The organism is Chryseolinea lacunae (genome assembly GCF_016735595.1).
Taxonomy (GTDB): Bacteria; Bacteroidota; Bacteroidia; order Cytophagales; family Cyclobacteriaceae; genus Chryseolinea; species Chryseolinea lacunae.
This window is the reverse complement of the sequence record NZ_JAERRB010000003.1, coordinates 342,749-366,282: the sequence shown is the minus strand read 5'-3', so window position 1 is coordinate 366,282 and position 23,534 is coordinate 342,749. Positions and strand designations below refer to the sequence as shown.

Annotated in this window: 24 protein-coding genes; 17 read left to right on the top strand and 7 right to left on the bottom strand. The window is 51.0% G+C overall.

Translation table 11 applies throughout. The features are described from left to right. Positions 1–84: 84 nt before the first annotated feature. Positions 85–267 (top strand): hypothetical protein, encoded by a 183-nt coding sequence (locus tag JI741_RS10750; RefSeq protein WP_202009075.1) that lies wholly within the window; start codon positions 85–87, stop codon positions 265–267. Positions 268–269: 2 nt separating this feature from the next. On the opposite strand, the gene JI741_RS10745 is transcribed toward JI741_RS10750, so the two are convergent. After that, on the bottom strand, positions 270–2,702 hold the full coding sequence (locus tag JI741_RS10745) for a bifunctional UDP-N-acetylmuramoyl-tripeptide:D-alanyl-D-alanine ligase/alanine racemase (RefSeq protein WP_202009074.1): 2,433 nt from the start codon (positions 2,700–2,702) through the stop codon (positions 270–272). A 3-nt stretch (positions 2,703–2,705) separates the two neighbouring features. Then, complete coding sequence (locus JI741_RS10740) at positions 2,706–3,050, bottom strand: tRNA-binding protein (RefSeq protein WP_202009073.1); 345 nt, start codon at positions 3,048–3,050, stop codon at positions 2,706–2,708. A 160-nt stretch (positions 3,051–3,210) separates the two neighbouring features. On the opposite strand from JI741_RS10740, the gene JI741_RS10735 reads away from it, so the two are divergent. After that, positions 3,211–3,603 (top strand): hypothetical protein, encoded by a 393-nt coding sequence (locus tag JI741_RS10735; RefSeq protein WP_202009071.1) that lies wholly within the window; start codon positions 3,211–3,213, stop codon positions 3,601–3,603. A gap of 55 nt (positions 3,604–3,658) precedes the next feature. Further along, positions 3,659–6,037 (top strand): TonB-dependent receptor, encoded by a 2,379-nt coding sequence (locus tag JI741_RS10730; protein ID WP_202009069.1) that lies wholly within the window; start codon positions 3,659–3,661, stop codon positions 6,035–6,037. 30 nt (positions 6,038–6,067) lie between these two features. Here the strand turns inward: JI741_RS10730 and JI741_RS10725 are convergent, their stop codons facing one another. After that, positions 6,068–6,811 carry a 1-(5-phosphoribosyl)-5-[(5-phosphoribosylamino)methylideneamino]imidazole-4-carboxamide isomerase gene (locus JI741_RS10725; protein ID WP_202009068.1) on the bottom strand — a complete coding sequence of 248 codons (744 nt, stop codon included), beginning with the start codon at positions 6,809–6,811 and terminating at the stop codon, positions 6,068–6,070. Positions 6,812–6,973: 162 nt separating this feature from the next. On the opposite strand from JI741_RS10725, the gene JI741_RS10720 reads away from it, so the two are divergent. Then, positions 6,974–8,563 carry a PD40 domain-containing protein gene (locus JI741_RS10720; protein ID WP_202009067.1) on the top strand — a complete coding sequence of 530 codons (1,590 nt, stop codon included), beginning with the start codon at positions 6,974–6,976 and terminating at the stop codon, positions 8,561–8,563. Between the two features lie 10 nt (positions 8,564–8,573). Here the strand turns inward: JI741_RS10720 and JI741_RS10715 are convergent, their stop codons facing one another. Then, complete coding sequence (locus JI741_RS10715; protein WP_202009066.1) at positions 8,574–9,128, bottom strand: DUF2911 domain-containing protein; 555 nt, start codon at positions 9,126–9,128, stop codon at positions 8,574–8,576. A 274-nt stretch (positions 9,129–9,402) separates the two neighbouring features. Between JI741_RS10715 and JI741_RS10710 the strand changes: the two genes are divergently transcribed. Both JI741_RS10710 and JI741_RS10705 read left to right on the top strand, forming a co-directional pair. Continuing rightward, positions 9,403–9,936 (top strand): LOG family protein, encoded by a 534-nt coding sequence (locus tag JI741_RS10710; RefSeq protein ID WP_202009065.1) that lies wholly within the window; start codon positions 9,403–9,405, stop codon positions 9,934–9,936. A 141-nt stretch (positions 9,937–10,077) separates the two neighbouring features. After that, the gene (locus tag JI741_RS10705) at positions 10,078–11,232 is read left to right on the top strand and encodes an aspartyl protease family protein (protein WP_202009064.1); all 1,155 of its coding nucleotides are present in this window, start codon (positions 10,078–10,080) and stop codon (positions 11,230–11,232) included. A 19-nt stretch (positions 11,233–11,251) separates the two neighbouring features. Here JI741_RS10705 and JI741_RS10700 read toward each other — a convergent pair whose 3' ends face one another. Beyond that, complete coding sequence (locus JI741_RS10700; RefSeq protein WP_202009063.1) at positions 11,252–11,734, bottom strand: hypothetical protein; 483 nt, start codon at positions 11,732–11,734, stop codon at positions 11,252–11,254. Between the two features lie 129 nt (positions 11,735–11,863). Between JI741_RS10700 and JI741_RS10695 the strand changes: the two genes are divergently transcribed. From JI741_RS10695 to JI741_RS10670, 6 genes are all read left to right on the top strand, one after another. Further along, on the top strand, positions 11,864–12,973 hold the full coding sequence (locus tag JI741_RS10695; RefSeq protein ID WP_202009062.1) for an NAD(P)/FAD-dependent oxidoreductase: 1,110 nt from the start codon (positions 11,864–11,866) through the stop codon (positions 12,971–12,973). Positions 12,974–13,087: 114 nt separating this feature from the next. Then, the gene (locus JI741_RS10690) at positions 13,088–14,083 is read left to right on the top strand and encodes a sugar phosphate isomerase/epimerase family protein (RefSeq protein WP_202009060.1); all 996 of its coding nucleotides are present in this window, start codon (positions 13,088–13,090) and stop codon (positions 14,081–14,083) included. Between the two features lie 156 nt (positions 14,084–14,239). Then, positions 14,240–14,683: an SRPBCC family protein gene (locus JI741_RS10685; protein ID WP_236675994.1), complete on the top strand. Its 444-nt coding sequence runs from the start codon at positions 14,240–14,242 to the stop codon at positions 14,681–14,683. A 91-nt stretch (positions 14,684–14,774) separates the two neighbouring features. Further along, complete coding sequence (locus JI741_RS10680; protein WP_202009058.1) at positions 14,775–15,362, top strand: TetR/AcrR family transcriptional regulator; 588 nt, start codon at positions 14,775–14,777, stop codon at positions 15,360–15,362. Between the two features lie 20 nt (positions 15,363–15,382). After that, positions 15,383–15,715, top strand: coding sequence for a hypothetical protein (locus JI741_RS10675; protein WP_202009056.1), 333 nt, complete (start codon positions 15,383–15,385; stop codon positions 15,713–15,715). A gap of 7 nt (positions 15,716–15,722) precedes the next feature. Beyond that, entirely contained in the window at positions 15,723–17,018 is a 1,296-nt protein-coding gene (locus JI741_RS10670) for an MFS transporter (protein WP_202009054.1), read from the top strand. Between the two features lie 66 nt (positions 17,019–17,084). Here the strand turns inward: JI741_RS10670 and JI741_RS10665 are convergent, their stop codons facing one another. Next, positions 17,085–17,942, bottom strand: coding sequence for a UbiA family prenyltransferase (locus JI741_RS10665; protein ID WP_236675993.1), 858 nt, complete (start codon positions 17,940–17,942; stop codon positions 17,085–17,087). Positions 17,943–18,044: 102 nt separating this feature from the next. Between JI741_RS10665 and JI741_RS10660 the strand changes: the two genes are divergently transcribed. From JI741_RS10660 to JI741_RS10645, 4 genes are all read left to right on the top strand, one after another. After that, positions 18,045–19,148: a type III polyketide synthase gene (locus tag JI741_RS10660; RefSeq protein WP_202009051.1), complete on the top strand. Its 1,104-nt coding sequence runs from the start codon at positions 18,045–18,047 to the stop codon at positions 19,146–19,148. 4 nt (positions 19,149–19,152) lie between these two features. Continuing rightward, positions 19,153–19,866: a methyltransferase domain-containing protein gene (locus JI741_RS10655; RefSeq protein WP_202009050.1), complete on the top strand. Its 714-nt coding sequence runs from the start codon at positions 19,153–19,155 to the stop codon at positions 19,864–19,866. Between the two features lie 163 nt (positions 19,867–20,029). Further along, complete coding sequence (locus tag JI741_RS10650) at positions 20,030–20,581, top strand: hypothetical protein (protein WP_202009049.1); 552 nt, start codon at positions 20,030–20,032, stop codon at positions 20,579–20,581. Between the two features lie 113 nt (positions 20,582–20,694). Beyond that, a complete protein-coding gene (locus JI741_RS10645; RefSeq protein WP_202009048.1) occupies positions 20,695–21,555 on the top strand; it encodes a DUF4097 family beta strand repeat-containing protein in 861 nt (286 codons plus the stop codon). A gap of 3 nt (positions 21,556–21,558) precedes the next feature. Here the strand turns inward: JI741_RS10645 and JI741_RS10640 are convergent, their stop codons facing one another. Further along, a complete protein-coding gene (locus tag JI741_RS10640; RefSeq protein WP_369411752.1) occupies positions 21,559–22,326 on the bottom strand; it encodes a hydroxypyruvate isomerase family protein in 768 nt (255 codons plus the stop codon). 230 nt (positions 22,327–22,556) lie between these two features. Between JI741_RS10640 and corA the strand changes: the two genes are divergently transcribed. Beyond that, positions 22,557–23,510, top strand: a complete 954-nt coding sequence (corA, locus tag JI741_RS10635) for a magnesium/cobalt transporter CorA (RefSeq protein WP_202009046.1) — start codon at positions 22,557–22,559, stop codon at positions 23,508–23,510. Positions 23,511–23,534 lie beyond the last annotated feature (24 nt).

The window sequence follows — 23,534 nt, the reverse complement described above, 5'->3', positions numbered from 1 at the left end:
CCAAGCAAGCAAGAATTGCCGGGGATGAACAAACGAAGGGTGAATGACTGTTTTAACTTTGTAAAAAGAAACGCGGCAAGCGCAATGAAGCCAATGGCAAACGAAAGACCTCAAACCGATAAAGCTCCCGCAGACACCGATCCCAAAAATCCGCAGGTAAACCCCCAACCCGCGCCCCCAGCCGAAACGCCGGAAAAGGAAGAAGATCCTTTCGATTTTGGCGGCCTTCCAAAACGCGATCTGAAAAAGAATTTAGGCTGCGGATAGCCTCAGATGCCGTCGGCCACAAACACCCGCTTCACCCGTTCGCTGGTGTTGGTCAGAATTTCGTAGGGAATGGTTTGAATGGATGCCGCCACTTCCTGGATAGGCAGACCTTTTCCGAAAATAATTACCTCGTCGCCTTCCTGTGCTTCAATACCCGTGATGTCGATCATGGTCATGTCCATGCACACATTGCCGATCACGCTTGCGCGAACACCCTGCACCAGCACGCTGCCGGCCCCACGACTGAAGGCACGGCTAAATCCGTCGGCATAGCCAATGGCAATGGTGCCGATGGTGATGTCGCGCTCCGCCACACCACGCCGTCCATAGCCTATGCTTTCACCTTTGTTAATTTTTTTGATTTGAGAGATGATGGTCTTCAATGTGGCCACGGGTTTTAGCGGATGTGTTTCCGAAGTAGGATCAACGCCATACAATCCAATGCCCAGGCGCACCATGTCGAACTGAAGTTCGCGAAGGCGCAAAATGCCGGGTGAGTTCAGCACATGGTAAAGCGGCCGATAGCCCAACGCGGTCGAAATGAGGTCGGCCCAGCGGCGAAAGGTTTCTCCCTGGGTTCTTGAAAAATCGTCGTGCGCGGCTTCGTCGGCTCCGGCCAGGTGGCTGAAGATGGACGCTACCTGAATGTGCGTGTTGGCTTTCAGCAGGGCGATCACTTCCGGCAAATGGCTCTCTTCAAAACCAAGCCTGTGCATGCCCGTGTCGAGCTTCAGGTGAATTCGCGCCGGTTTTCCTTTCAGGTAGTGCAGCAGCGCGTGAAAAATTTTGAAGCTGTAGATCTCCGGTTCCAGCCGGTGGTCAAAAATGGAATCGAAACTTTCTTCCGAAGGATTCATCACCATGATGGGCAGGTCGATATTGTTTTTCCGCAGGGCTACACCCTCGTCGGCATAGGCCACGCCCAGGTAGTCGGCGCGATGGTATTGCAACAGGTTGGCGATTTCGGTGCTGCCGCTGCCATAGGCAAACGCCTTCACCATCACCATAATTTTGGTGGAAGGCCTTAGCGTCGATTTAAAAAAATTGAGGTTATGCACCAGCGCATTCAGGTCTACTTCCATCACCGTGCCGTGTACCTGGCGTTGCAGGCGGCGGGCAATTTTTTCGAAAGCAAACACACGCGCGCCTTTCACCAGAATCACTTCCTGTTGCAGCCGGTCGAAGTCGAACTGTTCCAGGAAATTTTCAGTCGATGAAAAAAATGCCGCTTCCGCGGGAAAGAGATGCTGATGGCGACTCAACACCGGGCCAACACCCACAAACGACGATACACCACTTTTCGAGACCAGTGTTGCTATTTTCTGAACAAGCTCCCCCTCGTCAAGCCCCGATTCGAGGATGTCGGAGAGAATGACCCGCTTTTTTTTCTTTTGATGCTGGTGCGTGAGAAACTGCAACGCGATTTCCAAGCCACCGAGGTCGTTGTTGTAGGTATCGTCAACAATCTGGCTTTGATGAATGCCTTCCTTCAGCTCCATGCGCATGGGCACACCGCGCAACGCCTGCACACTGTCCTGAATGAAACCAAAGTCGTAGCCAAGCTTCAGGAGCAAGGCCACACAGTGGAGGCAGTTTTCAACCGAGGCCGCGTCCGAAAAGGGCAGGTAGAGTGTGGAGGTCAGTGAGCCGTAGCGTACGGTGCAGGCGTTGTGCGTGCGCGACACCTGTACGTCGGCCTCCGCACCTGCACCCCACGAAAACGTTGGGATAGACGTTTGCGAAATGGCGTGGTGCACAACAGCCTGGTCGCGACAATAGACCACCGTGTCGGTGCCTGCGAACAACAAAAGCTTTTCGCGTATTTTCTCCTCCTGGTTTCTAAAACCTTCGTCGTGTGCTGAACCGATGGTGGTGAAAATTCCCAACGACGGCCGCATCACCTGCGCGATCTTTTCCATTTCGCCGGGGCGCGAGATGCCCGCTTCGAAAATGGCCAGCTGGTGGTGGGCATCCATTTGCCACACCGACAGCGGCACACCAATCTGCGAGTTGTAGCTGCCTGGATTTTTCACCACAATTTTTTCTTTCGACAACATCTGATACAACCATTCCTTGATGATGGTTTTGCCATTGCTGCCCGTGATGCCAACCACGGGATAGGAGAACCGGCCGCGGTGAAATGTGGCCAGTTTTTGCAATGCCTCTACACTTGAATGGACCCGAAGAATGTTGGCTTCCGGAAATTGCTCCGGCAACACTGCTGCTTCCACCACAAACTGACGGATGCCCGCCGCATATAAAGCGGGCAGGTAGTCGTGGCCGTTGTGACGCTCGCCGTGAATGGCAAAGAACAATGTTCCGGGCGTGGCCGACGCCTTGCGACTGTCGATGCTGAGGGTAGCCACGGGGTTGTTTGAGGTGAAAAGAATATTTTTTCCCCCGGTAATTTCTTCGAGTTGTGAAAAAAGGATCATGTTCTAAAAAAGCCGCGCGCCGTTCGGCACCGTTTTGTCTACACTGCTCAACACCACATGATGGTTCTCGTCGGGAAACCCCGTAACCAACACTTCCGAAATGAAATTGGCAATTTGGCGCGGTGCAAAATTAACCACACAAATCACTTGGCGGCCAACAAGTGCTTCAGGAACGTAATGTTGTGTGATCTGGGCACTCGATTTTTTGATGCCAAGCTCCGGACCGAGGTCCACCCACAATTTGATGGCGGGCTTTTTGGCTTCGGGGAAGGGTTCGGCGTTCACGATGGTGCCCGCGCGAAGGTCGACCTTCATAAAATCGTCCCACTGTATGACAGGTGAAAGCATCCGTTTGAGGGTTAAAATTGTACAAATACACAAAAATTGGTCACATCACCCCGATTTCCATCCGTTGTGGGGTCAAAGAAAATGGGAATGCCCGTTTAATTTTGTAATTTTCTGAAACAAAAAATAAAATTCTGGTGTTCGTGCATTAGTTTTGCAAATCATGAAGATAAAACTTCATTACATACTGGCGGTCGGAAACCTATGCTTAGTATCCTTACTAAGTCCAGGATCGGCATATGCCCAGGACAACACCTTTCCAGCGCTCGACGCCGCCACGTATGACAATGAGGCGGAAAAAGAAAGAGAGAAAGTAATTTACTCCACTTCGTCGTCCACATCCTCCAGCGAACTCGAGCCTCAGGCCATCCACAAATTGCAAACCCAGGCTGCCAAAGATTCCATCGCCAGAGCATCCGTTCACCGCACCAACAAAACCACCACCGAAAACGCCAAGAACACCGCCAAACCCTCGCATGGCGACGATTCAATTCTCGGCTTCAACTTCCTCTATTACCTGTTTGAGAAATACAAATTGCAGGATATTGTAGACTAAAGCTTTTTGCTTTCCACCCGTTTATTTGCAACTTTGTTGCAAATAAGTCCATCCTTTGAAATTTTTCATTTTTCTTTTTGTGCTGCCGTTGAGCCTTCTGGCCCAAACCAATTGCCAGCTAACCATCTCAGGAACACTGTTTTCGAAAGAGAATGAAACCCTGCCGGGCGCCACCGTTTTTGTGGAAGAACTGCAGCGAGGCACCGTGGCCGATGTTGACGGCAAGTTTAGCATCACCGCCTTGTGCCCGGGCAAATACACCCTTTCCATAAAATATCTGGGCTATAAAGACCAGGTCGAAACCGTGCAGCTCACGAAGTCGAAAACGCTCAACGTGGTGATGGCCGAGCAGGACGAAGTGTTGCAGGAAGTGGTGGTGGAAGACAAGTTCAAGACCGACAACGAAACACAGTCGGTCAGCGTGCTGTCGGGCAAAACCCTGGAAGAGGCAAAGGGAAGATCGTTTGGCGAAGTGCTGCGCGAAATTCCGGGCGTTGGCTCGATCCAGACCGGCCCTTCTATTTTCAAGCCGGTCATTCACGGCGTGCACAGTCAGCGCATCCTCATTCTCAACAACGGCATCCGCCACGAAGGCCAGCAGTGGGGCGCCGAGCATGCGCCGGAAATTGATCCTTTCATCGCGTCAAACATTGTGGTGATCAAAGACGCGGGTGCAATCAAATACGGCACAGATGCGTTAGGCGGCGTCATCCTCGTGAATCCTCCTGCGCTGCCGGTAGATGCCACGTTGGGTGGTGAATTGAATTTACGCGCAAATTCTAACGGCCGCTCCGGAATTGTGTCGGGCATGTTGCAGGGCGGGTCAAAAAAAATACAAGGGCTGGGGTGGCGAGTTCAGGGCACTGGCAAAAAAGGTGGCGACTACCGTGCGCCGGACTATAATTTGACAAACACAGGTTTCAATGAACTGAACTTCTCGACCGCGGCAGGCTATCGCAAAAAAAACGGAAGCATCGAAGCATTCTACAGCCACTTCAAAAGCAACCTCGGAATTTTGCGAGGATCGGTGACGTCGAGTGTGGAAGACCTCGAGAACGCCCTGCAGCTTGAGCCGCCACAAGGCACAAAAGATTTTTCATACACCATAGACAACCCACGGCAGGAGGTGAGCCACGACCTGTTGAAACTGAACGGCGAGTGGGCCGCCGGCAAGAACGTGTATCGTTTTCAATATGGCTTCCAGACCAACAAGCGCAAAGAGTTTGATGTGCGTCGCGGAAATCTATACGACATCCCATCCATCGATCTGAAGTTGTTCACCCACACGCTCGACATCGAATGGGCGCATAACGGCACCGTGGCCGACCGCAGCGTGGGCCTCAATGGCATGCTGCAAGACAACAACAACATTTTTGGAACACAGCGCATCCCCTTCATCCCGAACTTTACCAGCGCTTCCGGCGGCGTGTTTTTTATCGAGAAAATTCGGATGGGCGCGTGGATAGTTGATGCCGGTTGGCGTTATGACTTCAAGCATTACAATGTTTCGGGCTATGACTATAAGAATGCGCCCTACCGCAGCCAACTCGACTTTCACAGCATGACGGGAACGCTGGGCGCCAGTCGCGGACTGGGAAAATATGCGAGCCTGTCCACATCGTTGGGCAGTGCGTGGAGACCGCCTCACGTGGCGGAGCTGTATAGTTTCGGTCGCCACCAGAGTGCAGGGGCCGTGGAGTATGGGCTTTTGCTGGACGGGAGCGAGGGTGTGCTCGACATCAACAAGTCGGACTACCGAAACGAAAATGCGCTGAAGTGGGTAGGATCTTTGGAATATAACCGCGACAAATTTTCTGTGGAGGTTTCGGGCTACTATAACTACATCTTCAACTATATCTATTTGAAGCCGTCGGGCATCACACAAACTTTCACAGGCCCAACGCCCTATTTCAACTACCGCCAAACCGATGCTTCATTTTTGGGACTCGACGTTTCGGCGTTCTATTGGCTGGTGTCGCCCCTGAAAGTAACAGCCAAGGCGTCGTTGCTTCGCGCCACCGACGAAACGCATCACGACTATCTGGTGTTTGTTCCGTCAAACCGCTATGAGTTGGGTCTGCGCTATGAGCAAAAGCAGCACAGGGCGTGGAAGAATTTTTATGCCGACCTGCGTTTGAAATACGTGGCGCGCCAGAATCGCACGCCTGCCTATCTTTCCATGGAACAACTCACGGCGTTGCAGGATGCGGGTGAGCCCATTCCCAGCTTCGACTTCATGGAGGCACCGCCTGACTATTTTCTGCTGAACTATTCGATGGGCATTTCGCACAACATCGGCGCATCGCGCATCGACATCAGCGCCGGTGTAGACAACGTGTTGAATACGCGCTACCGCGAATTCACCAACCGAATGAAATATTATGCCGACGATCTGGGTCGGAATTTTACGCTGGGCGTGAAGTATATTTTTTAAGAGGGACGAACGCGAAAGACGAAGTGATTTCTAAAGCTCTTTCTTCACCAGGAATTGCTCCAGGTCTTTCAGGTTCAGGATGCCTTCGTAGTAGGCCTTTCCAAAAATCACGGCGAAGATGCCCATGTCGTTGAGACGTTTGATGTCGTCTACGCCGCGCACGCCGCCGCTGGCCAGCACGCACATTTCGGGAAATTTTGAAACGATCTCTTCATAAAATTCGAACGCAGGTCCTTCCAGCACGCCATCGCGCGACACGTCGGTAGACTTCACATACTTGAGGCCGCGTGAATAAAAATATTCGAGGTGTTCGAAGAGCGTCAGTTGGGAGCGGTTTTGCCAGCCGCGAAACAGCAGTTGCTTGGTGGTGCGATCTACTACGTCGGCACCGAGTGTCATTTTTTCGCGGCCATAGGAAATGATCCACGATGCAAAAAGTTCGGGGTCGGTCACGGCGATGCTGGCGGCCGTGATGTAGTCGGCGCCAAATTCATAGGCCTTGCTGATGTCACCATCGGTAGAGATGCCACCGGTGAAATCGATTTTCAGGTCGGTATAGCCGGAGATGGCTTCCAGCACGTGCCAGTTCACAGGGCTGCCTTTCTCGGCACCGTCAAGGTCAACCAGGTGCACCACTTCAATGCCATGATCTTCGAAGCGCTTGGCGAGATCGAGCGGATTTTCGTTGTACGCTTTTTCACTTGTTGGATCGCCTTTGCGCATCTTCACAACCTTGCCCTGGCGGATGGCGATTGAAGGAATAACCTGAATCATGGCACGAAAATTAAGACTGTTGTTAGCAACTGCCAAGTTACGCCCCTAAGCCGAAAAACCTTTTCAGCCCGCTGAAAATCTGAAAATATTTCGCGTCCACCGGACGGGTGCGTGGGCTTGGTAAAGAATTCGCTACTTTTAAAAACAGCATTTTTTAATTCTATGAGAACACTAGCCTGTTTTGTATTGCTCCTGGTCCTTCCGGCTTCCGCTGCCCTGGCACAAGCCAAGACCCGACGCCTCCCCGGAATCATCAACCATCCTTCGCTGAACCTCTACAGCCCCTACATCAGCCACGATGGCAATGCCTTGCTGTTTATCTCCGACAACGGCGAAGATGGTGCCCTGGCCCTGTTCTATACATCGCGCGAAAATGACTGGACCGAGCCGGTGGCCGTTCCGAAAAACGTGTTTCACCGCCTCACTTTCCTGCGCGGTTTTGGTTTGAGTGCCGACGGAAAAAAAATATTCTATACCTCTACAAAATCGCCGATCGTGGGCGGCTACGACATTGTGTTTAGCGAACTGAAGGGCACCAGCTGGACCGAGCCTCTGAACCTGATGCTGCCCGTGAACACAAAAACGAACGAAGGTTGTCCGTCGATCTCAGCCGATGGCAACACGCTGTATTTTATGCGGTGCGACAAGATGGATCAGAACAAGGCCGACGGCTGCAAACTGTTTGTGACCAAGAAAAAACCAAATGGCCAGTGGGACGAGCCCAAGGAGCTTCCGGCCAACATCAACACCGGCAACTCGCAAGCACCCCGCATCATGGCCGACGACGAAACGCTGATCTTCTCCTCCAACAAAATGGCCTCTACAAAAGGCGGCATGGATCTCTATGAAAGCCGGTTGGTGAATGGAACCTGGAGCGACCCCGTGCCGCTTGATTTTGTGAACTCCGACAAAGACGACCAGTATGTGGGTGTAGCAGCCCTGGGCCGATACCTGCTGAAAGAAGCCCCCGGTCCACGCAAGAACAGCGAGATCGTGGAGTTTCTTTTCCCGAACGAACTTCGGCCAAAAGGCATGATGAAAATTGAAGGAAAAATTACAGACGCTGCCAATGCGCCTACCGCTGCCTACATCGACATCATGGACGTGGTGAGCAACAAGCGCGTGTATAGCGCAAGACCTGCGGCCGACGGTTCGTATATGGTGTATCTGCGCGAAGGAACACGCTATCAGTTTTCGGTCGATCCGGAGCAGAGCAACAATAGTTATTTCACGAAGGTGTTTGACCTCACGTCAGACAAAACACCACAAAAGGAAAAAGTGAACGTGGTGCTGAAGCAGCCAGTAGCAGGCGACGAATTTGCGCTTGACTTTGTGGCCTTCAAACCCAACAGCAGCACATTGGACCCCACATCACAAACCGAACTGAAAAAACTTGTGCGCATGGCCAAAGCCAATCCACAGGTGAAGTTCGAAATTCAGGTGATGCTGAAAGGTTATCAGCAGGATTCGCTGAAGTCAGATCCCGACCTCACTGAAGTGACCATCGATTCGGTGATGCGGCAGGTGAGTGACATCGATAGTTTGGGCAAGGCCTACAAGAAAGACACGCTGGTGGCCCGAACAATCTACCACAACGACCGCACACAGGCGCAGGCCAAACAGATTGTAGATTATTTGAAACTACAGGGTTTGGATCCGGCCAGCCTCACGTCGTTTGTGAATGCCATACCCGTCACGCCCGGCGAGCCGAAGAAGCTGACGATAAAGGTGGCCGTGCGACCAAAACAATAGCGGGAGATATTCAATACCAGAAAGGAACGGCCACGAGGGTCTTATCCCAGATCAGCACCATTTCGGCGTCTTCGCCCGTTTTTTCGAACGAGATGGTGAATTGCTCGAAGTCGCGTTGTGCCTGCACAGAGTGAACGGTGAGGGTGAGCACGTCGCGCGCGGGATCGCGGTTTGCTTCGCCATCGGGACCGATGCCCCATTGTCCATATTCAGAGTTGAAAATGACAGTCCACGTTTCTTCACCTGGGATGGTCCAGAGGCTGTATTTTCCTTTTTTCAATTTTTGATTTTCAAACTCCAGGTCTTTGTTGGTTTCGAAGGTGGTAGCTTCGTTGGCGCCGGTTCGCCACACCTGGCCGTAGGGCACCAGGAACCCAAAAATCTGTCGTCCTTTCTTGAAGGGACGGTTGTAGAACACCTTGATGTCGAGCTCGCCTTCCTTAAAAACCACTTCCTCTTCCGGGCTGAACGACTTGGTGTGTTTCTTCATAAAATAGTTGGTGACCGCTCCCAGAACGATCAAAACGGCCACAGCGATTCCAGCGATGACTAAGAATTTTTTCATGGATTCCCGGTTAGAATAGGGTTTTTAAATCAAGGTTATCAAGCTAAACAATTTTATGACGCTTTGTTTAAAAATTAAAAGCATTGCGCCTATTTTTACGTTCCTAAAAAATTTTAGTTATGAAGGATATAGCATCGTGGTGGCCTTTCTTTGTGGTGATTGCTCTTTTCGTTCTTGCGATTGTGGCACCTTGGATTTTCCCCAATAAAATGGTGAGCAAAAACAAGCACGACAATAAATTCTAGAAGCAGTTTTTCTCCAGCCTGCTGACAGCGTGAACATTTGTGTTTTTTGTGGATCTGCCACGGGCACCGACCCGGTGCACGCGCAATCTGCCCGTGCCTTGGGAATGGCGTTTGCAAAATCGTCTCACACGCTGGTCTATGGCGGTGGAAACATAGGGCTCATGGGCGTGGTGGCCGACGCCGTGTTGGAAAATGGCGGCAAGGCCATTGGCGTGATTCCCGATTTTCTGATGCAGCGCGAGGTGGGCCATCGCAACCTCACCCAGCTGGAAGTTGTGGGCACCATGCACGAACGGAAAAAGCGCATGGCCGATCTTTCGGACGCCTTCATTGCCCTACCCGGCGGCTGGGGCACGTTAGACGAGTTAGCCGAGATTCTCACCTGGCGACAACTGGGATTGATACACCAACCCATCGCGATTCTCAATATTCAGCATTTTTTCGACCCTCTCGTGGCCCAAATGCGTTCCATGGTTAGCGGGGGTTTTCTCAAACACGAAAATCTTGATTTTCTTATCGTCGAAAACGATGTAGAAAAGATACTATCGCGATTATTCCCGTAACGGGGGTGATATCACACTCTCTGAAAATTGTCCTATATTGACCATTATGGGTGTTGATTCTTTATGATCCGGAGTATCCTGGTTTTCATTCTGCTGTTTAATATTGGCTATTCTGTTACCGGCCAAAATTTGGGGTTTTCTTTGGCTGACGGCAAAAAGAAAGTGCGTATTCCCATTGAAATTCATAACAACCTGGTGGTGGTGCCGGTGGTGCTAAACGATGCGCTCCCGCTAAAATTCATCCTCGACACCGGCGTGCGCACAACCATCCTGACCCAAAAAACCTTTAGCGACATTCTCAACCTTACCTATTCGCGCAAATACAGCATCTCCGGTCCGGGAGGCGAAAAGCTGGTAGATGCCTATGTCACCAACAACGTTTCTATCGAACTGCCGGGCGTGCATGGGCGCGGCCATGCGATGTTGGTATTGGCCGAAGACTATCTGGAGTTGAGAAACTACCTGGGCACCGACGTGCATGGCATTTTGGGCTATGAACTGTTTAGCCGTTTCATTATTGAAATCGACTACGATAAAAAAATTCTGACGCTGATGCTGCCGGAGAAATTTCACAAGCGCAGAAAATTTCAGGCCATCCCCATCATGATCGAAGACACCAAGCCCTACATGATTGCACCCGTGACGTTTGAAGACGGCCGCACACTGAACGCAAAACTGTTGATGGACTCCGGTGCCAGCCATGGCCTGATGCTCGAGCCTTCGTCCGACTCGGTCATTCAAGTGCCGGAGCAAACGGTGAGCAGTTTGATTGGCCGTGGTTTGGGCGGCGAAATATTTGGCAAAGTGGGTCGCATCAAAACGCTGTCGATGGGTGCGTATAAGCTCAAGGATGTGATCTGCAATTTTCCCGACCTCAACAGCTACACCGACAGCATTAAGGTGGGCAATGTGTTTCGTAATGGTGCCATTGGCGGCGAGGTGTTGAGCCGCTTCACGGTGGTGTTCAACTTTCCAAAAGAAAGGGTGTATCTGAAACGGAACTCGGCGTTCAACAAGAACTTCTACTACAACCTGAGCGGTCTCACGCTGAAAGCAAAAGGATCGCAGCTCAATGTTTTTGAAGTGACCGAAGTACGCGATCAGTCGGCGTCGCAGAAGGGCGGCATTGTGGTGGGCGATATCATCATCACCATCAATGGCATTCCCACACACGATCTGAATTTGAATCTGATCAACGGCTTCTTCAACAGCAAGCCGGGCAAACGAATAAAAGTGGAGATCACCCGCAAAGGCGAGCGCATGAAAAAAGAGATCCGGCTCCAGGATCAGATTTGATTGCAGTGGGCCAACGCCGCTACTGCATATATTTCATCAATTGTTTCTTCCGTTTTTTGTAGGCCTGATACAGGAACGCCTGTGTTCTGCGGAAGCGCAGCGAATTTTTCACGGTGTTGTAGAGGTCGTCGGCCGAAAGATTTTGCTTGAGCAAATAGTCGTAGATGTTTGACGACGCAATGGCTTCGTGGTAGTTCGAATTTTTCAGAACGGTGATGGGAATATCTTTTGTTTGCCGGTTCGACGAAAGCTCGTTCACGGTTTCCTGCAACTCCACACGGCCGATGTTGTCGTCGATGAGAATGAAGTTGGGGCGAAAGCGGATGAGCCGCTCCAGGATGCTTTTCAGGTCGAACGCGATTTCGGTAATCACCTTTTGGCTGCGCACTTTGTGCAGGGTGTCGAGCACCTTTCCCATTTCAATGGGATTGTTTCCGATTAACAGAACATGCAAAGGCTCCAGGGCTTTGCCTTTTTGAAGAGAGGTAGAGATTGTTTCCATAAGCCAAACTAGATCATTAAACGTTTATATAAACGAAAAAGGTTTCCCTGCAAGATCTGTTCCACCCGTTATTTTAATAGCACAGGTGATTCTTTCTTTATAATTTTCTCACTTACGGAATAAGAAGTCTTGAAAAAAATCATTGTAGTCGGAGGGGGATTGGCAGGTTTGGTGGCCGCTGTGCAGCTTGCGCGGGCAGGTATGTCGTGTGTTTTGATTGAAAAAAAAGTATATCCCTTTCACCGGGTATGCGGAGAATATATTTCAAACGAAGCCGTGCCGTTTCTGAAAGCCAACGATTTGTTTCCGGCCGAATTTGAGCCGCCAGCCATCACGCGCTTCACCCTGTCGTCGGCAAGCGGCCGCAGCAGCACCATGGCGCTTGATTTGGGCGGGTTTGGCATCAGCCGCTTCACATTCGATCATTTTCTGTTCAAAAAAGTCTTGGCTGCCGGCGTTGAGGTTCTGCAAGGCGAAGAAGTTCAGGATGTTTTTTTCGGAGATAACCGTTTTCAGGTAAAGACCGACAAGCGCATGCTCATAGGCGACATAGTGGTGGGAGCGTTTGGCAAGCGTTCGCGTCTTGATCATTTTTTGAAGCGCAGATTTATTTCGGAACGGTCGCCCTATGTGGGCGTGAAATATCATGTGCGCACAAACCACCCGGCCGACCTCATTGCCCTGCATAACTTTGAAGGCGGCTACTGTGGCATGAGCAACATTGAAGACGGAAAAACAACCTTGTGTTATCTGACCCATCGCGACCACCTGAAAAAATTCAGGAACATCAGCCACATGGAAGAGCAGGTGATGTATAAAAACCCACTGCTGCAAAAGGTGTTTGCGGAAGCCGAATTTCTTTTCGACAAGCCCGAAGTGATAAACGAAGTTTCGTTTCGCACCAAGTCGTGTGTGGAGGATCATGTGTTGATGGCGGGCGACAGCGCAGGAATGATTGCACCGTTGTGTGGCAATGGCATGGCCATGGCCATTCATGGTGCAAAGCTGCTGAGCGACGTGGTGACGCAGTTTGCCAAAGGGCAGATCACCCGCGCACAACTGGAAGAAGCCTACACACGTGAGTGGAACAAAAATTTCAGAAGTCGCTTGTGGCGAGGTCGGCAGATACAGAAACTTTTTGGAAGCTATTGGGCATCGCATGTGGCGGTGAGTCTTGCGGTGAACGTTCGGCCGGTGGCCCTGGGCATTATGCGCAGCACACATGGCGATCCGTTCTGATGCCTTTGTGATGACGATTCTCCTCTGAAATCTTCTTTTGCACCACCTACAGAAAATGCGCGTGTGGTTTTGGCGAGCGTTGACTACATTCAATGCTCCATCAAACACAACCGCATGAACCAGGAAACAAATCGTAGAAATTTTTTGCGCTCGCTCGGCCTCATCACCGTGGGCGCTGCAACCGGATCGGCATTTCTTAGCGCCTGTGGCAAGAAACCTGCCGCTGGCGACACCGCTGCTGTTGACTCGGCCGCCATCAAAGCTGCCGCAGAACCCAAAGAGTTGTTCTTCAAAATATCGCTGGCCCAATGGTCGCTTCACAAAACGCTGTTCGACGGTAAACTCGACAATCTTGATTTTCCCGCGAAAGCCAAAAATGACTATGGCGTGTCGGGCGTTGAGTTTGTGAACCAATTCTTCAAAGACAAAGCCAAAGACCAGACCTATCTGGCCGAATTGAAAAAGCGCTGTGGCGACAACGGCGTGACCAGTGTGCTGATCATGTGCGATGGTGAAGGCAGTCTGGGCGATCTCAACAAAAAGAAACGAGCCGAAGCGGTAGACAACCACAAGAAATGGGTGGAGGCTGCCAAGTTTTTGGGATGCCATTCCATACGCGTGAATGCGCACGGCGAAGGCACGCGCGAGGAAGTGGGTAAGTCGACAACCGACGGACTGCGTTCGCTGTCGGAGTTTGCCAAGGGATCGGGCATCAACGTGATTGTTGAAAATCATGGGGGCTATTCGTCAGACGGACTTTGGTTGAGCACGGTCATTAAAGACACGGGCATGGACAACTGTGGCACGCTTCCCGACTTTGGCAATTTTTGCCTGAAGCGCGAAAACGACAAATGCGTGGAAGAATACGACCGCTACAAAGGCACTACCGAAATGATGCCGTATGCAAAAGGCGTGAGCGCTAAAACGCACGACTTCGATGCCAATGGAAATTGTGTTGAAACGGACTACGCCAAAATGTTGGGCATAGTGAAAGCTGCCGGCTACACGGGCTTCATCGGCATTGAATATGAAGGCAGCACACTGTCGGAAGACGAAGGCATTCGCGCCACAAAAGCGTTGCTCGAAAAAGTGGGCGCCACCATCGCGTAGATTTTTTTCAGACATGATATTTATATGGAGGGCCAGGAGACTGGCCCTTTCTGTTGAAAACGTCGGTGAATGGGCGAACTCTTCGCAGCCGCGGGAGTTAATCTATGTAGACATGCCTGTCGTGTTTAAATGAAATGTTCACCAAAACAACACATCATGGAAACGGTAAAACTGAATATGACTGCCAACGCCACCGTGCGCATCGATGCTCCTGTGAGCGAAGTCTGGAAAGCACTCGTCACCCCGTCGATCATCAAGAAGTATTTGTTTGGAACGCAAACAGAATCGGACTGGACCGTTGGTAGCGCCATAATCTTCAAGGGGGAGTGGGAAGGAAAGTCGTATGAAGACAAGGGCAGCATTCTGGTGTATGAACCAAACCGCCTGTTGCGCTACACCTATTGGAGTTCGATGAATGGCACACCCGACCTGCCCGAAAACTATCACAACGTGTCCTACATCCTCACGCCCGACGATGCGGCAACGCTTTTGACGGTGACACAAGATGGTGTGGAGACCGAAAAACAGAAAAAACACAGCGAGCAAAACTGGACCAAGGTTTTGAACACGCTAAAGGATTTAATGGAAAAGAAGGCTTGAGAGCCTTCTTTTCACCATTTCCGGAGGCCTGAAAAAAATTTTTGTGCGGACCTTTATAAGTGAATGAACATTCATTTATCTTTGAGGCCTCATGAGAGTACGCGACGAATTAAAAGAACAGGCCATCCGCGAAAAAGCAATTGAGATGATTGTGAAAGTGGGTTTCGACGGCCTGAGCATGCAAAAGCTGGCGAAGGCCGCCAACGTGTCGCCGGCCACCATCTATTTGTATTTCAAGAATCGCGAAGATCTTTTGAACCAGCTCTACATGACCGTGGACGAGGTGTTTACGGACAACACCTTGAAAGGATTTGATCCTGAGATGTCGTTTGAAGATGGCTTGTGGTTGCAGTGGAAGAACCGGTTCAACCATCATGTGAAATACCCGCACCATATTTTGTTTATGGAACAGTTTCGCAGCTCTCCGCTGGTGAATCACAAAGACATCAAGATCACGAAGTTCAAGGCGGCGATGGAGTCGTTTTTTTGCAATGCCATTGAACGCGGCGAGCTGCGCGAGTTTCCATTGGAAGTGTTTTGGGCAATCGCCTATGGACCGCTCTATACACTCATCAAATTTCACATGTCGAAGAAGTCACTTGCCGGCAGGAAGTTTTCATTAACCGAAGAGCGCATGCGCGAAGCGTTTGAAGTGGTGGTGCGGGCCCTGAAAAAATAATTTTTTCTTAATCAAAAAGAATGAACATTCATTTATCTACAAAAAATGCAACCCATGCGAGAACTAGCGCGTATGGAAATAATAAACCTGGCTCATTTAACCACCCTGCAAAGGGTACGCCTATGACAGAAGCTACCCCCGACGTTCACGTATTCAAAACCAACATTAGCCTCGATCACGACGTAAAGAAAATTTCACCCGTTCTAGGTGAAGAATCCCGCATAAAAAAATGGAGTGTGGATGTGGAAGATGTGGATAATGTGTTGCGTGTGGAAGCGCACCGCATCGCCTCCATCGAAATCATTTCACTGGTGAGGCAGTGCGGGTATCACTGTGAAGAATTAACTGATTAGAAAAAACATGACAAAAACCGCTATCCCTGAAAAACCAAAAATATTTACATCCTACGAAGTATTTATTATCGCTATTCTGGCAACACTCCAGTTCACTGTGATTCTGGATTTCATGGTGTTGTCGCCGCTGGGCGCCATACTCATGCCGACATTAAAAATCACTCCCGCCCAATTCGCCATGGTGGTGTCGGGCTATGCCATTAGCGCCGGCGTGTCCGGATTGCTCGCGGCTGGCTTTGCCGACAAATATGACCGCAAGAAGTTGCTCATGTTTTTTTATGTGGGCTTTGTGGTAGGCACTGTGTTTTGTGCGCTGGCGCAAGACTATTATTCACTGTTGCTGGCACGCATCTTCACCGGCATTTTTGGTGGTGTGATTGGCTCCGTGAGTTTTGCCATTATCACCGACTTGTTCAGAATGGAAGTGCGTGGCCGTGTGATGGGCTTTGTGCAGATGGCATTTGCCGGCAGCCAGGTGCTGGGCATTCCACTTGGATTCTACCTGGCCAATCGCTGGGACTGGCATTTGCCTTTCGTGGTTATTGTGATAGTGAGCCTTATTGTGGGCGTGCTCATCGTGTTGTATATGAAACCTGTAGACACTCACCTGCACAACAAAGTGCAGCGAAACGCCTTCAAGCATCTTTTCCAAACGGTTACCCGTCCGGAATATGCCAAGGCCTTTGCGGCCACCACGCTGCTGGCTACGGGCGGTTTCATGCTGCTGCCGTTTGGCAGCGCGTTTAGCGTGAACAACCTTGGCATCAGCAAAGACTATTTGCCGCTGATCTACATCATCACGGGACTATTTTCCATGGCCGCAGGTCCTTTCATTGGGAAGCTGAGCGACTCTATGGGCAAGTATAAAGTGTTTGTGTTGGGATCGCTCTGGACGGCGGTGGTGGTGATTTTCTACTGCAACCTTGGCATCACTCCGCTTTGGTTGGTGATCGTCATCAGCGTGCTCATGTTCACCGGAGTATCTTCGCGTATGATCTCGTCGTCGGCGCTCATTTCGGCCGTGCCCGAGCCTTTGGATCGTGGAGCCTTCATGAGCGTGAACTCGTCGGTTCAGCAAATTTCGGGTGGCATTGCCACGTTTGTCGCCGGACTCATTGTGGTGCAGAACAGCAACGGAAAGCTGGACCACTACGGAACGCTGGGCTATGTAGTGGTGGGCGCCACACTGATCACGATTGTGATGATGTATTTCCTTGACCAGTATGTGTCACAAAAACTGGCAGCCGCTCCTCCTAAATCTGCCCCGGTGGCAAGTGTGGAGCCTGAAGTAGCACCTTCATAAACACGGAACAATAATTTTATAAAAGAACAGCGGCCGGCGACAGAAATGATCGCCGGCCTTTCTTTTTTATAGTAGGTTCATTGTGGACAAGGTGAGGTAGAGGAAAAAGCCATTGAGACATGTCGCAGAAATGAAATTCAACCACATGGTGTGCTGGTAGTTGGCCTGGGTTTCATCACGGTAGGCCTGGACAAACCAATAGAGAAAATAGACTACTACCGGGGCGAGTGCGATCAAAAAGGTCAAGGCATAGTGGGGTGCGAAATAGGCGTTGAAGTAGAGCACAAACGCCAGTGTGACCAGGCCAAACACGGCGCCCACAAAATAGAATGTTCCGCGGATGCCCAACAGGAGACTCAGTGTTTTGTCGCCGCGCTTGCTGTCTTCTTCGTGCTGATAGATCTGGGTCATGGGATAGTTTCCCCAAAGCATGAGTGTTGACAGTGCGGCGGGGATGAGCACCGAGAGGCGAAAGGTGGTGTCGAGGGAAAACTTGTTGATGCCTACGTAGCACATCAGAAACGTGAAGAACCCCTGGAACATACCCGCCACAAGCCAGCCACCGATGGGATATTTCTTTAACCGAACCGCCGGGTGACTGTAGGCTTTCGACACCAGTCCGTAGACAAGTAACATAACGGCAAACGTGATGTTAATCATAAGCCCACCCAACACAATCGCAATGGTGTCGAACAAAAGCGAGAGATAATAGAGACCTTTATTTACCGGTGGCGGGTTCTTGAGACCACCGATGCTTTTTTCATCTTTGTCGAAATAGCTGTTGTAACCGTTGCTTGCCGGATAGAGGAATAGGTGCACCAGCACGAAGGTCCATAACACTGGCCCGGTCATGCTGTTATTAGGAGACACGGCGAGGCTGAAGAGAAACACGGGCATCAAAAAATATGAAAAGGGTATGCGCATGTGCAACCACGAAGACGAAGAAAACATGTCTGAAAAATTAAATTTCCTCAAGCTAAGAACTGCCGTACCTAAATTATAGTTTTTTGGAATATATTGAAATGCATGAGCCACATCACCGCCATCGGAACCGCCAATCCTCCTCATCGATTCACGCAAACACAAATCGCCGACTTCATGGTGCGTGCCATGCAGTTGTCGTATGAAGACAGCCGCCGCCTCAGGGCCATCTTCAATGCCAGCGGCATCGCCCATCGCCACTCGGTGCTTGACGACTATGGACGCGACAACGGGTTCACGTTCTATAGCAATGCCGAAGACTTCGAACCCTTTCCGTCGACCGCCAAACGATTGGAAACTTTCCGAAAACATGCGTTGACGTTGAGCACCGCTTCCATTCGCAACATGTTGCAGCAACGTCCGGGGTTTGATGTGAAATCGATAACACACCTCATTGTGGTTTGCTGCACCGGCATGTATGCACCCGGCCTTGACGTGGACCTGGTGAAAGCGCTGGGTCTGTCCACACAAGTTCAACGCACGGGCATAAACTTTATGGGATGTTATGCGGCCTTCAACGCCATGAAAGTGGCCGACGCGTTTTGCAAATCAGATCCCCATGCCAAGGTGCTGGTGGTGTGCACAGAGTTGTGTAGTCTGCATTTTCAAAAAGTGGCCACAGACGACAACCTGCTGGCCAACGCGCTCTTTGCCGACGGCTCGGCGGCGTTGCTGATGGAAGCGCAGACCACGGCCTCGTTGAGCTTGCGCCCCGAAAGTTTTTGTAACGAACTGGCCATGGAGGGAGAGAACGACATGGCGTGGGCCATTGGCGATCTGGGTTTTGAAATGAAACTGTCGACCTATGTGCCGGATATAATAAAGAGTGGCATTGCCCGGCTCACGGCCTCGCTATTGGAACGTATTGATAAGCAGCTTGCCGATATTCAATTTTTTGCGATCCACCCGGGAGGCAAAAAAATCTTGGAGAGCATAGAGCAGGCGTTAGGCCTCGACAAAATCGCCAACGAGCCGGCCTACCGGGTGTTGAATCAATTTGGCAACATGTCGTCGCCCACAGTGCTGTTTGTGTTGCACGACATTGTTGGAAAGCTGACACACGAACACCATGGCCAACACATTCTGAGCTTCGCGTTTGGCCCGGGCTTGACCTTGGAGAGCATGATCCTGAAAATAGAAACCCACTAGAGCGATGCCCGACTTTTCCAAACGTTCTGCCGAGGTTGAGATCATGGACGACCTTGACTATGCCGGCGAACTGATGGACAAGACGTTGCACGAGCTGGAGATCATCAACAAGTGGCTTGGCGGAAACGCGGTGACCTTTGCGGCCCTTGATGCGTTGACAAAAAATCTTTCGGCCAACGAAACGATTCACATCGCTGACTTAGGCTGTGGCCGGGGCGACATGCTGGCGCTGATTGATGCGTGGGCCAGAAGAAAAAATCTTGCCGTATCGCTCACGGGCATCGACGCCAATCCCTACATTATTCGGGCGGCAAAGCACAACCTGGCGAAGTGGCCACAGATCAAACTGGAAGCGCTGAACATCTTTGCGCCCGCATTTGCCGAACGACATTTTGATATTGTGATAGGCACCCTCTTCTATCATCACTTCACACAACAGCAGCTCACTGAGTTTTTTCGAAAGCTCAACGGCCAGGTGCGGGTGGGCTTCATCATCAACGACATTCACCGGCATCCACTGGCCTATTACTCTATTAAGTTCCTGACGCGCTGGTTTTCGCGTTCGTCCATGGTGCAGTTTGATGCGCCGTTGTCGGTTTTGCGTGCGTTCACGAAAGGAGAACTGGTGCAGTGCCTCGAAGATGCAGGGCTGAAAAACTACTCCATCCGCTGGAAATGGGCGTTTCGATGGCAGGTGATAGTGCGCCGGCAGGCGTGATCCAATCGCATCCGAAACGCATAAGTGGTTATTTGTGAAAGGGATAGGGCGATTTTACGGGCGTAGTGTTGGTGTGTTTACCTTCCCGTAATGTCTGGGATGAACGGAGCTACTCTGGCACAATTTTTCGTACTTTTGCTGCGGTTTTAAACGGGACACCTCTATGAAATCCGTCTGTTCGCTACTGGCCGTAGCTTTATTTCTGGCCGCCTGCTCTTCGAGTCCATTTGGTAAGAAAGTGAAGGAGCCATTTCAGGGCAATGCCTATGAATCGAACAACCGGTTTTTTCGCGGCACCGGCAAAGGCACCAGCTCGCAAGACAACATTGCCCGCGCCAAGGCCGACCTGGAAGCCAAGGCCCAGCTGGCCGGTCAGGTGAACACCACCGTCAAACAAGTGGCCGACCAATATCTAGGGCAAACCGAAAACGAAAAGGCTGCCGATGTGGCCGACAAATTTCAAAGCCTGGTGCGCCAGGTGATGAACACTAACATCAGCGACCTGCGCAAAATCGGGGAGAAGAAATTTTTTAACGAGAAGGAAAACGAATACACGGTTTTTATGGCCTACGAAATAAAGAAGAACGCCATGTTCCGCTTTTTGAAGAAACAAGCCAAAACCGACCAGACCATTGACGAGCGCCAGCGCGAAGTGATTGAAAAAATTATCGACGAAGAAATCAAGAAGGCAGACGCCGAAGACGCTTCGAACTAAAGATCTCTTTACAGGTAGAATCAGACCTGTTGGGCTTCGTGCCTGGCAGGTCTTTTTCATGTGCAACCTCTCGCAGGTCTTCTGCGTCTTATGTTTATAATCCCTACCTGCCCATGAAAAACCTCATCTTCACGCTTGTTGTGCTCACGCTGGCTTCCAATCTCTTTGCCGGCGATGGCAACTTTCACCTCGACAAAGAATATACGATTGGAAAAAACGGATTGCTGGAAATGCAGATTTCCGACGCCAAGGTTTTTATTACGGGGTCGACACGAACCAACGCACACGTGAAGATAGACCGCACCGTTACGACGAAAGGATTTTCGTGGGGCGAGGAGAGTTTTCATGTGGACGTGAACGAAGCGAACGGCAATTTGTCGATTAAGGAAAAACAGAAAAGCGCGCATGTGACGGCCATCGGCTACTACTCCGAAGAATATCGCATCGACGTGGAGCTGCCAGAGGGTGTGAGCCTGAAAATTGATGGCGACGACGGCGACTACTACATCAAAAATGTGAACGGTGCCATTGCGTTGCACATGGACGATGCAGACGCCGAACTGGCCGGATGCAAGGGCGACAGTTTTGAATTCAGACTCGACGACGGCGACATCCGCATGGATCAGGGTCGCGGCAAGCTGGAGGTGGATGGCGACGATGCCGATGTGGAAATCTACAAAGCCAACTTCACGTCTATTCATGCCGACATCGACGATGGCGACCTTATCATTGAAACCTCGCTGGCCAACGACGGCAACTACTGGATGAAGTCGCAGGATGGACAGATCTCGCTCAACATCACCAGCGGCGGCGGGGAGTTTGACATTGATCACGACGACGGTCGCGTGATTACCGAAGGCAAATTCAAAACCCTGCATGAAGACGAAGGCAGCACGCGCCTGGCGTTGGCCAACGGCACGGCTAAAGTGACACTGAAAGCCGACGACGCCCGCGTGAAGCTTCGCGCGCAATAGCACTTATACGTCGCACAGGTTCACCGCGGCGCGAAGCGATGTGAGGGGATCGCGAACCGGGATGAACTCCTGTGCCACAAACCCCGTGAAACCCGATGCCACAATGGCCCGCATGATGGCGGGATAATACAATTCCTGACTTTCGTCTATCTCATGACGATCAGGCACGCCACCCGTGTGATAGTGACCGATGTATTTGCTGTGACGGCGGATGGTGGCAATCACATCGCCCTCCATGATCTGCATGTGGTAGACGTCGTAGAGCAGCTTTAAATTTTCAGACCCCAGTTTTTCGCAGAGGGCCACGCCCCATTCGGTGCGGTCGCATTGGTAGTCGATGTGATCGACACGGCTGTTGAGCAACTCTATGCACACGGTGATGTTGTGTTTGGCAGCCACTTTCAGGACGGGCTCCAATCCGCGCGCGCAATTCTCCAGACCTTGTTCGTCGCTCAATCCGTTTCGGTTTCCCGAAAAGCAAATCACGTTTTTGAGCCCGGCATCGGCCGCTTTGGGGATGTTGAGGGAATAGTCTTTCAACAATTGCGCGTGGAGCGACAGATCGTTGAAGCCGGTTTCGAGGCCCATCGGGCTGGCATAGGCCATGGCGCAGGTGAGCCCATGACGAAGGGCCACAGACCATTGGTCGGCCGTGAGCAACTCCACCGACGTGATGCCCATGGCTTTGGCCGCCAGCACCAGCTCTTCCAACGGTATGTCGCCGTAGCACCATTGACAAACGGAGTGATGAATGTTTCCTTTCAGGGTCATAGGGTTCAAATTCAAAATCATTTAAAAATAACGAACGGCCCTGGTTCATCCGACCCCGGCTGTGGCCTTTGTTGGAATGCTCAGGTTAGCCGCGAGTGGCAAACAGGTTGGTCACGAGTTGTCGGCGCTTCATTACCAAATCGTGAATGTTTTCGACAGGACAATTACCGACGCGTAAAATACGAGGTCAAATCAAAATATTGGTAATAAATTGCACCGAGGTTTGAGCTATGATTCGAGTGTACACCATAGGCGAGGGGAAAATCAATCAGTATAAGAACCCCTCTTTTAAAGAAATCGGCACATTAGAGAATGTGGTCTGGCTTGACCTGCAGTCGCCTACGCGCGAGGAGAAGGACTACATTGAAAAGAATTACAAGATCGAATTTTTCACCTCGCAGGAATTGCAGGAGATCGAAAGCTCGTCGCGTTTTTTGGAAACCGACGAAACCGTGGAAATGAACCTCAGCTTTCTTTCCAACGAAGCCGAGCTGACGGTGCAAAGCGTGACGTTTATCCTGAAAGACAACCTGCTGTTTACCTACCGCCAGGGCGATCTGAAAATATTTGCCGAAACCGTGCGACGGCTCAAGTCGGGCAGCTCGGCCGAAAAAAAAGAACACGGCCTCAATGTTTTCCTCACGGTACTGGAAACACGCATCGATGGCGACGCCGATCTTATTGAAGGCATCAACCGGAAGCTGAACGGCATCAGTAAGGAGTTGATTGCCCAGCAGTCGCTCAAGCAGGATTTGCTGATCAGCATCACGCAGCTTCAGGAGAACGTGATGTTGTTGCACGAAACCATCACGGAGAAGCAGCGGGTGGTGAGCTCGCTGGTGCGCATCCCGGAATTTAACCGCATCGAAAGCGAGCGGCTCAAAATCATCTTGAAAGACATTGCCTCGCTGCTGCAACACTCGCAGTTTAGCTCGGAACGCCTTGAATATCTGCAAAACACATTCCTGGGTTTGGTGAACATCGAACAAAACCAGGTGATCAAAATATTTACGGTGGTGACGGTGGTGTTTATGCCGCCCACGTTGATTGCGAGCATCTATGGCATGAACTTCACGTATATGCCGGAGCTGAAATGGCTGGGCGGCTATCCGTTTGCCATTGGGCTGATGATCTTTTCGTCGCTTATCTTCTTGTGGTATTTCAAGCGCAAGCGCTGGTTGTAGAATAAAATCTCTCAAAGCCAAACC

Bases quoted from the DNA above. Each gene is read 5' to 3' on its own strand.
- JI741_RS10640 (WP_369411752.1), bottom strand. From the start codon at position 22,326: ATGACCCTGAAAGGAAACATTCATCACTCCGTTTGTCAATGGTGCTAC.
- JI741_RS10655 (WP_202009050.1), top strand. From the start codon at position 19,153: ATGCCCGACTTTTCCAAACGTTCTGCCGAGGTTGAGATCATGGACGAC.
- JI741_RS10665 (WP_236675993.1), bottom strand. From the start codon at position 17,942: ATGCGCATACCCTTTTCATATTTTTTGATGCCCGTGTTTCTCTTCAGC.
- JI741_RS10720 (WP_202009067.1), top strand. From the start codon at position 6,974: ATGAGAACACTAGCCTGTTTTGTATTGCTCCTGGTCCTTCCGGCTTCC.
- JI741_RS10690 (WP_202009060.1), top strand. From the start codon at position 13,088: ATGAACCAGGAAACAAATCGTAGAAATTTTTTGCGCTCGCTCGGCCTC.
- JI741_RS10700 (WP_202009063.1), bottom strand. From the start codon at position 11,734: ATGGAAACAATCTCTACCTCTCTTCAAAAAGGCAAAGCCCTGGAGCCT.
- JI741_RS10725 (WP_202009068.1), bottom strand. From the start codon at position 6,811: ATGATTCAGGTTATTCCTTCAATCGCCATCCGCCAGGGCAAGGTTGTG.
- JI741_RS10645 (WP_202009048.1), top strand. From the start codon at position 20,695: ATGAAAAACCTCATCTTCACGCTTGTTGTGCTCACGCTGGCTTCCAAT.
- JI741_RS10675 (WP_202009056.1), top strand. From the start codon at position 15,383: ATGAACATTCATTTATCTACAAAAAATGCAACCCATGCGAGAACTAGC.
- JI741_RS10740 (WP_202009073.1), bottom strand. From the start codon at position 3,050: ATGCTTTCACCTGTCATACAGTGGGACGATTTTATGAAGGTCGACCTT.
- JI741_RS10745 (WP_202009074.1), bottom strand. From the start codon at position 2,702: ATGATCCTTTTTTCACAACTCGAAGAAATTACCGGGGGAAAAAATATT.
- JI741_RS10685 (WP_236675994.1), top strand. From the start codon at position 14,240: ATGGAAACGGTAAAACTGAATATGACTGCCAACGCCACCGTGCGCATC.
- JI741_RS10650 (WP_202009049.1), top strand. From the start codon at position 20,030: ATGAAATCCGTCTGTTCGCTACTGGCCGTAGCTTTATTTCTGGCCGCC.
- JI741_RS10660 (WP_202009051.1), top strand. From the start codon at position 18,045: ATGAGCCACATCACCGCCATCGGAACCGCCAATCCTCCTCATCGATTC.
- JI741_RS10750 (WP_202009075.1), top strand. From the start codon at position 85: ATGAAGCCAATGGCAAACGAAAGACCTCAAACCGATAAAGCTCCCGCA.
- JI741_RS10715 (WP_202009066.1), bottom strand. From the start codon at position 9,128: ATGAAAAAATTCTTAGTCATCGCTGGAATCGCTGTGGCCGTTTTGATC.
- JI741_RS10670 (WP_202009054.1), top strand. From the start codon at position 15,723: ATGACAAAAACCGCTATCCCTGAAAAACCAAAAATATTTACATCCTAC.
- JI741_RS10680 (WP_202009058.1), top strand. From the start codon at position 14,775: ATGAGAGTACGCGACGAATTAAAAGAACAGGCCATCCGCGAAAAAGCA.
- JI741_RS10735 (WP_202009071.1), top strand. From the start codon at position 3,211: ATGAAGATAAAACTTCATTACATACTGGCGGTCGGAAACCTATGCTTA.
- corA (WP_202009046.1), top strand. From the start codon at position 22,557: ATGATTCGAGTGTACACCATAGGCGAGGGGAAAATCAATCAGTATAAG.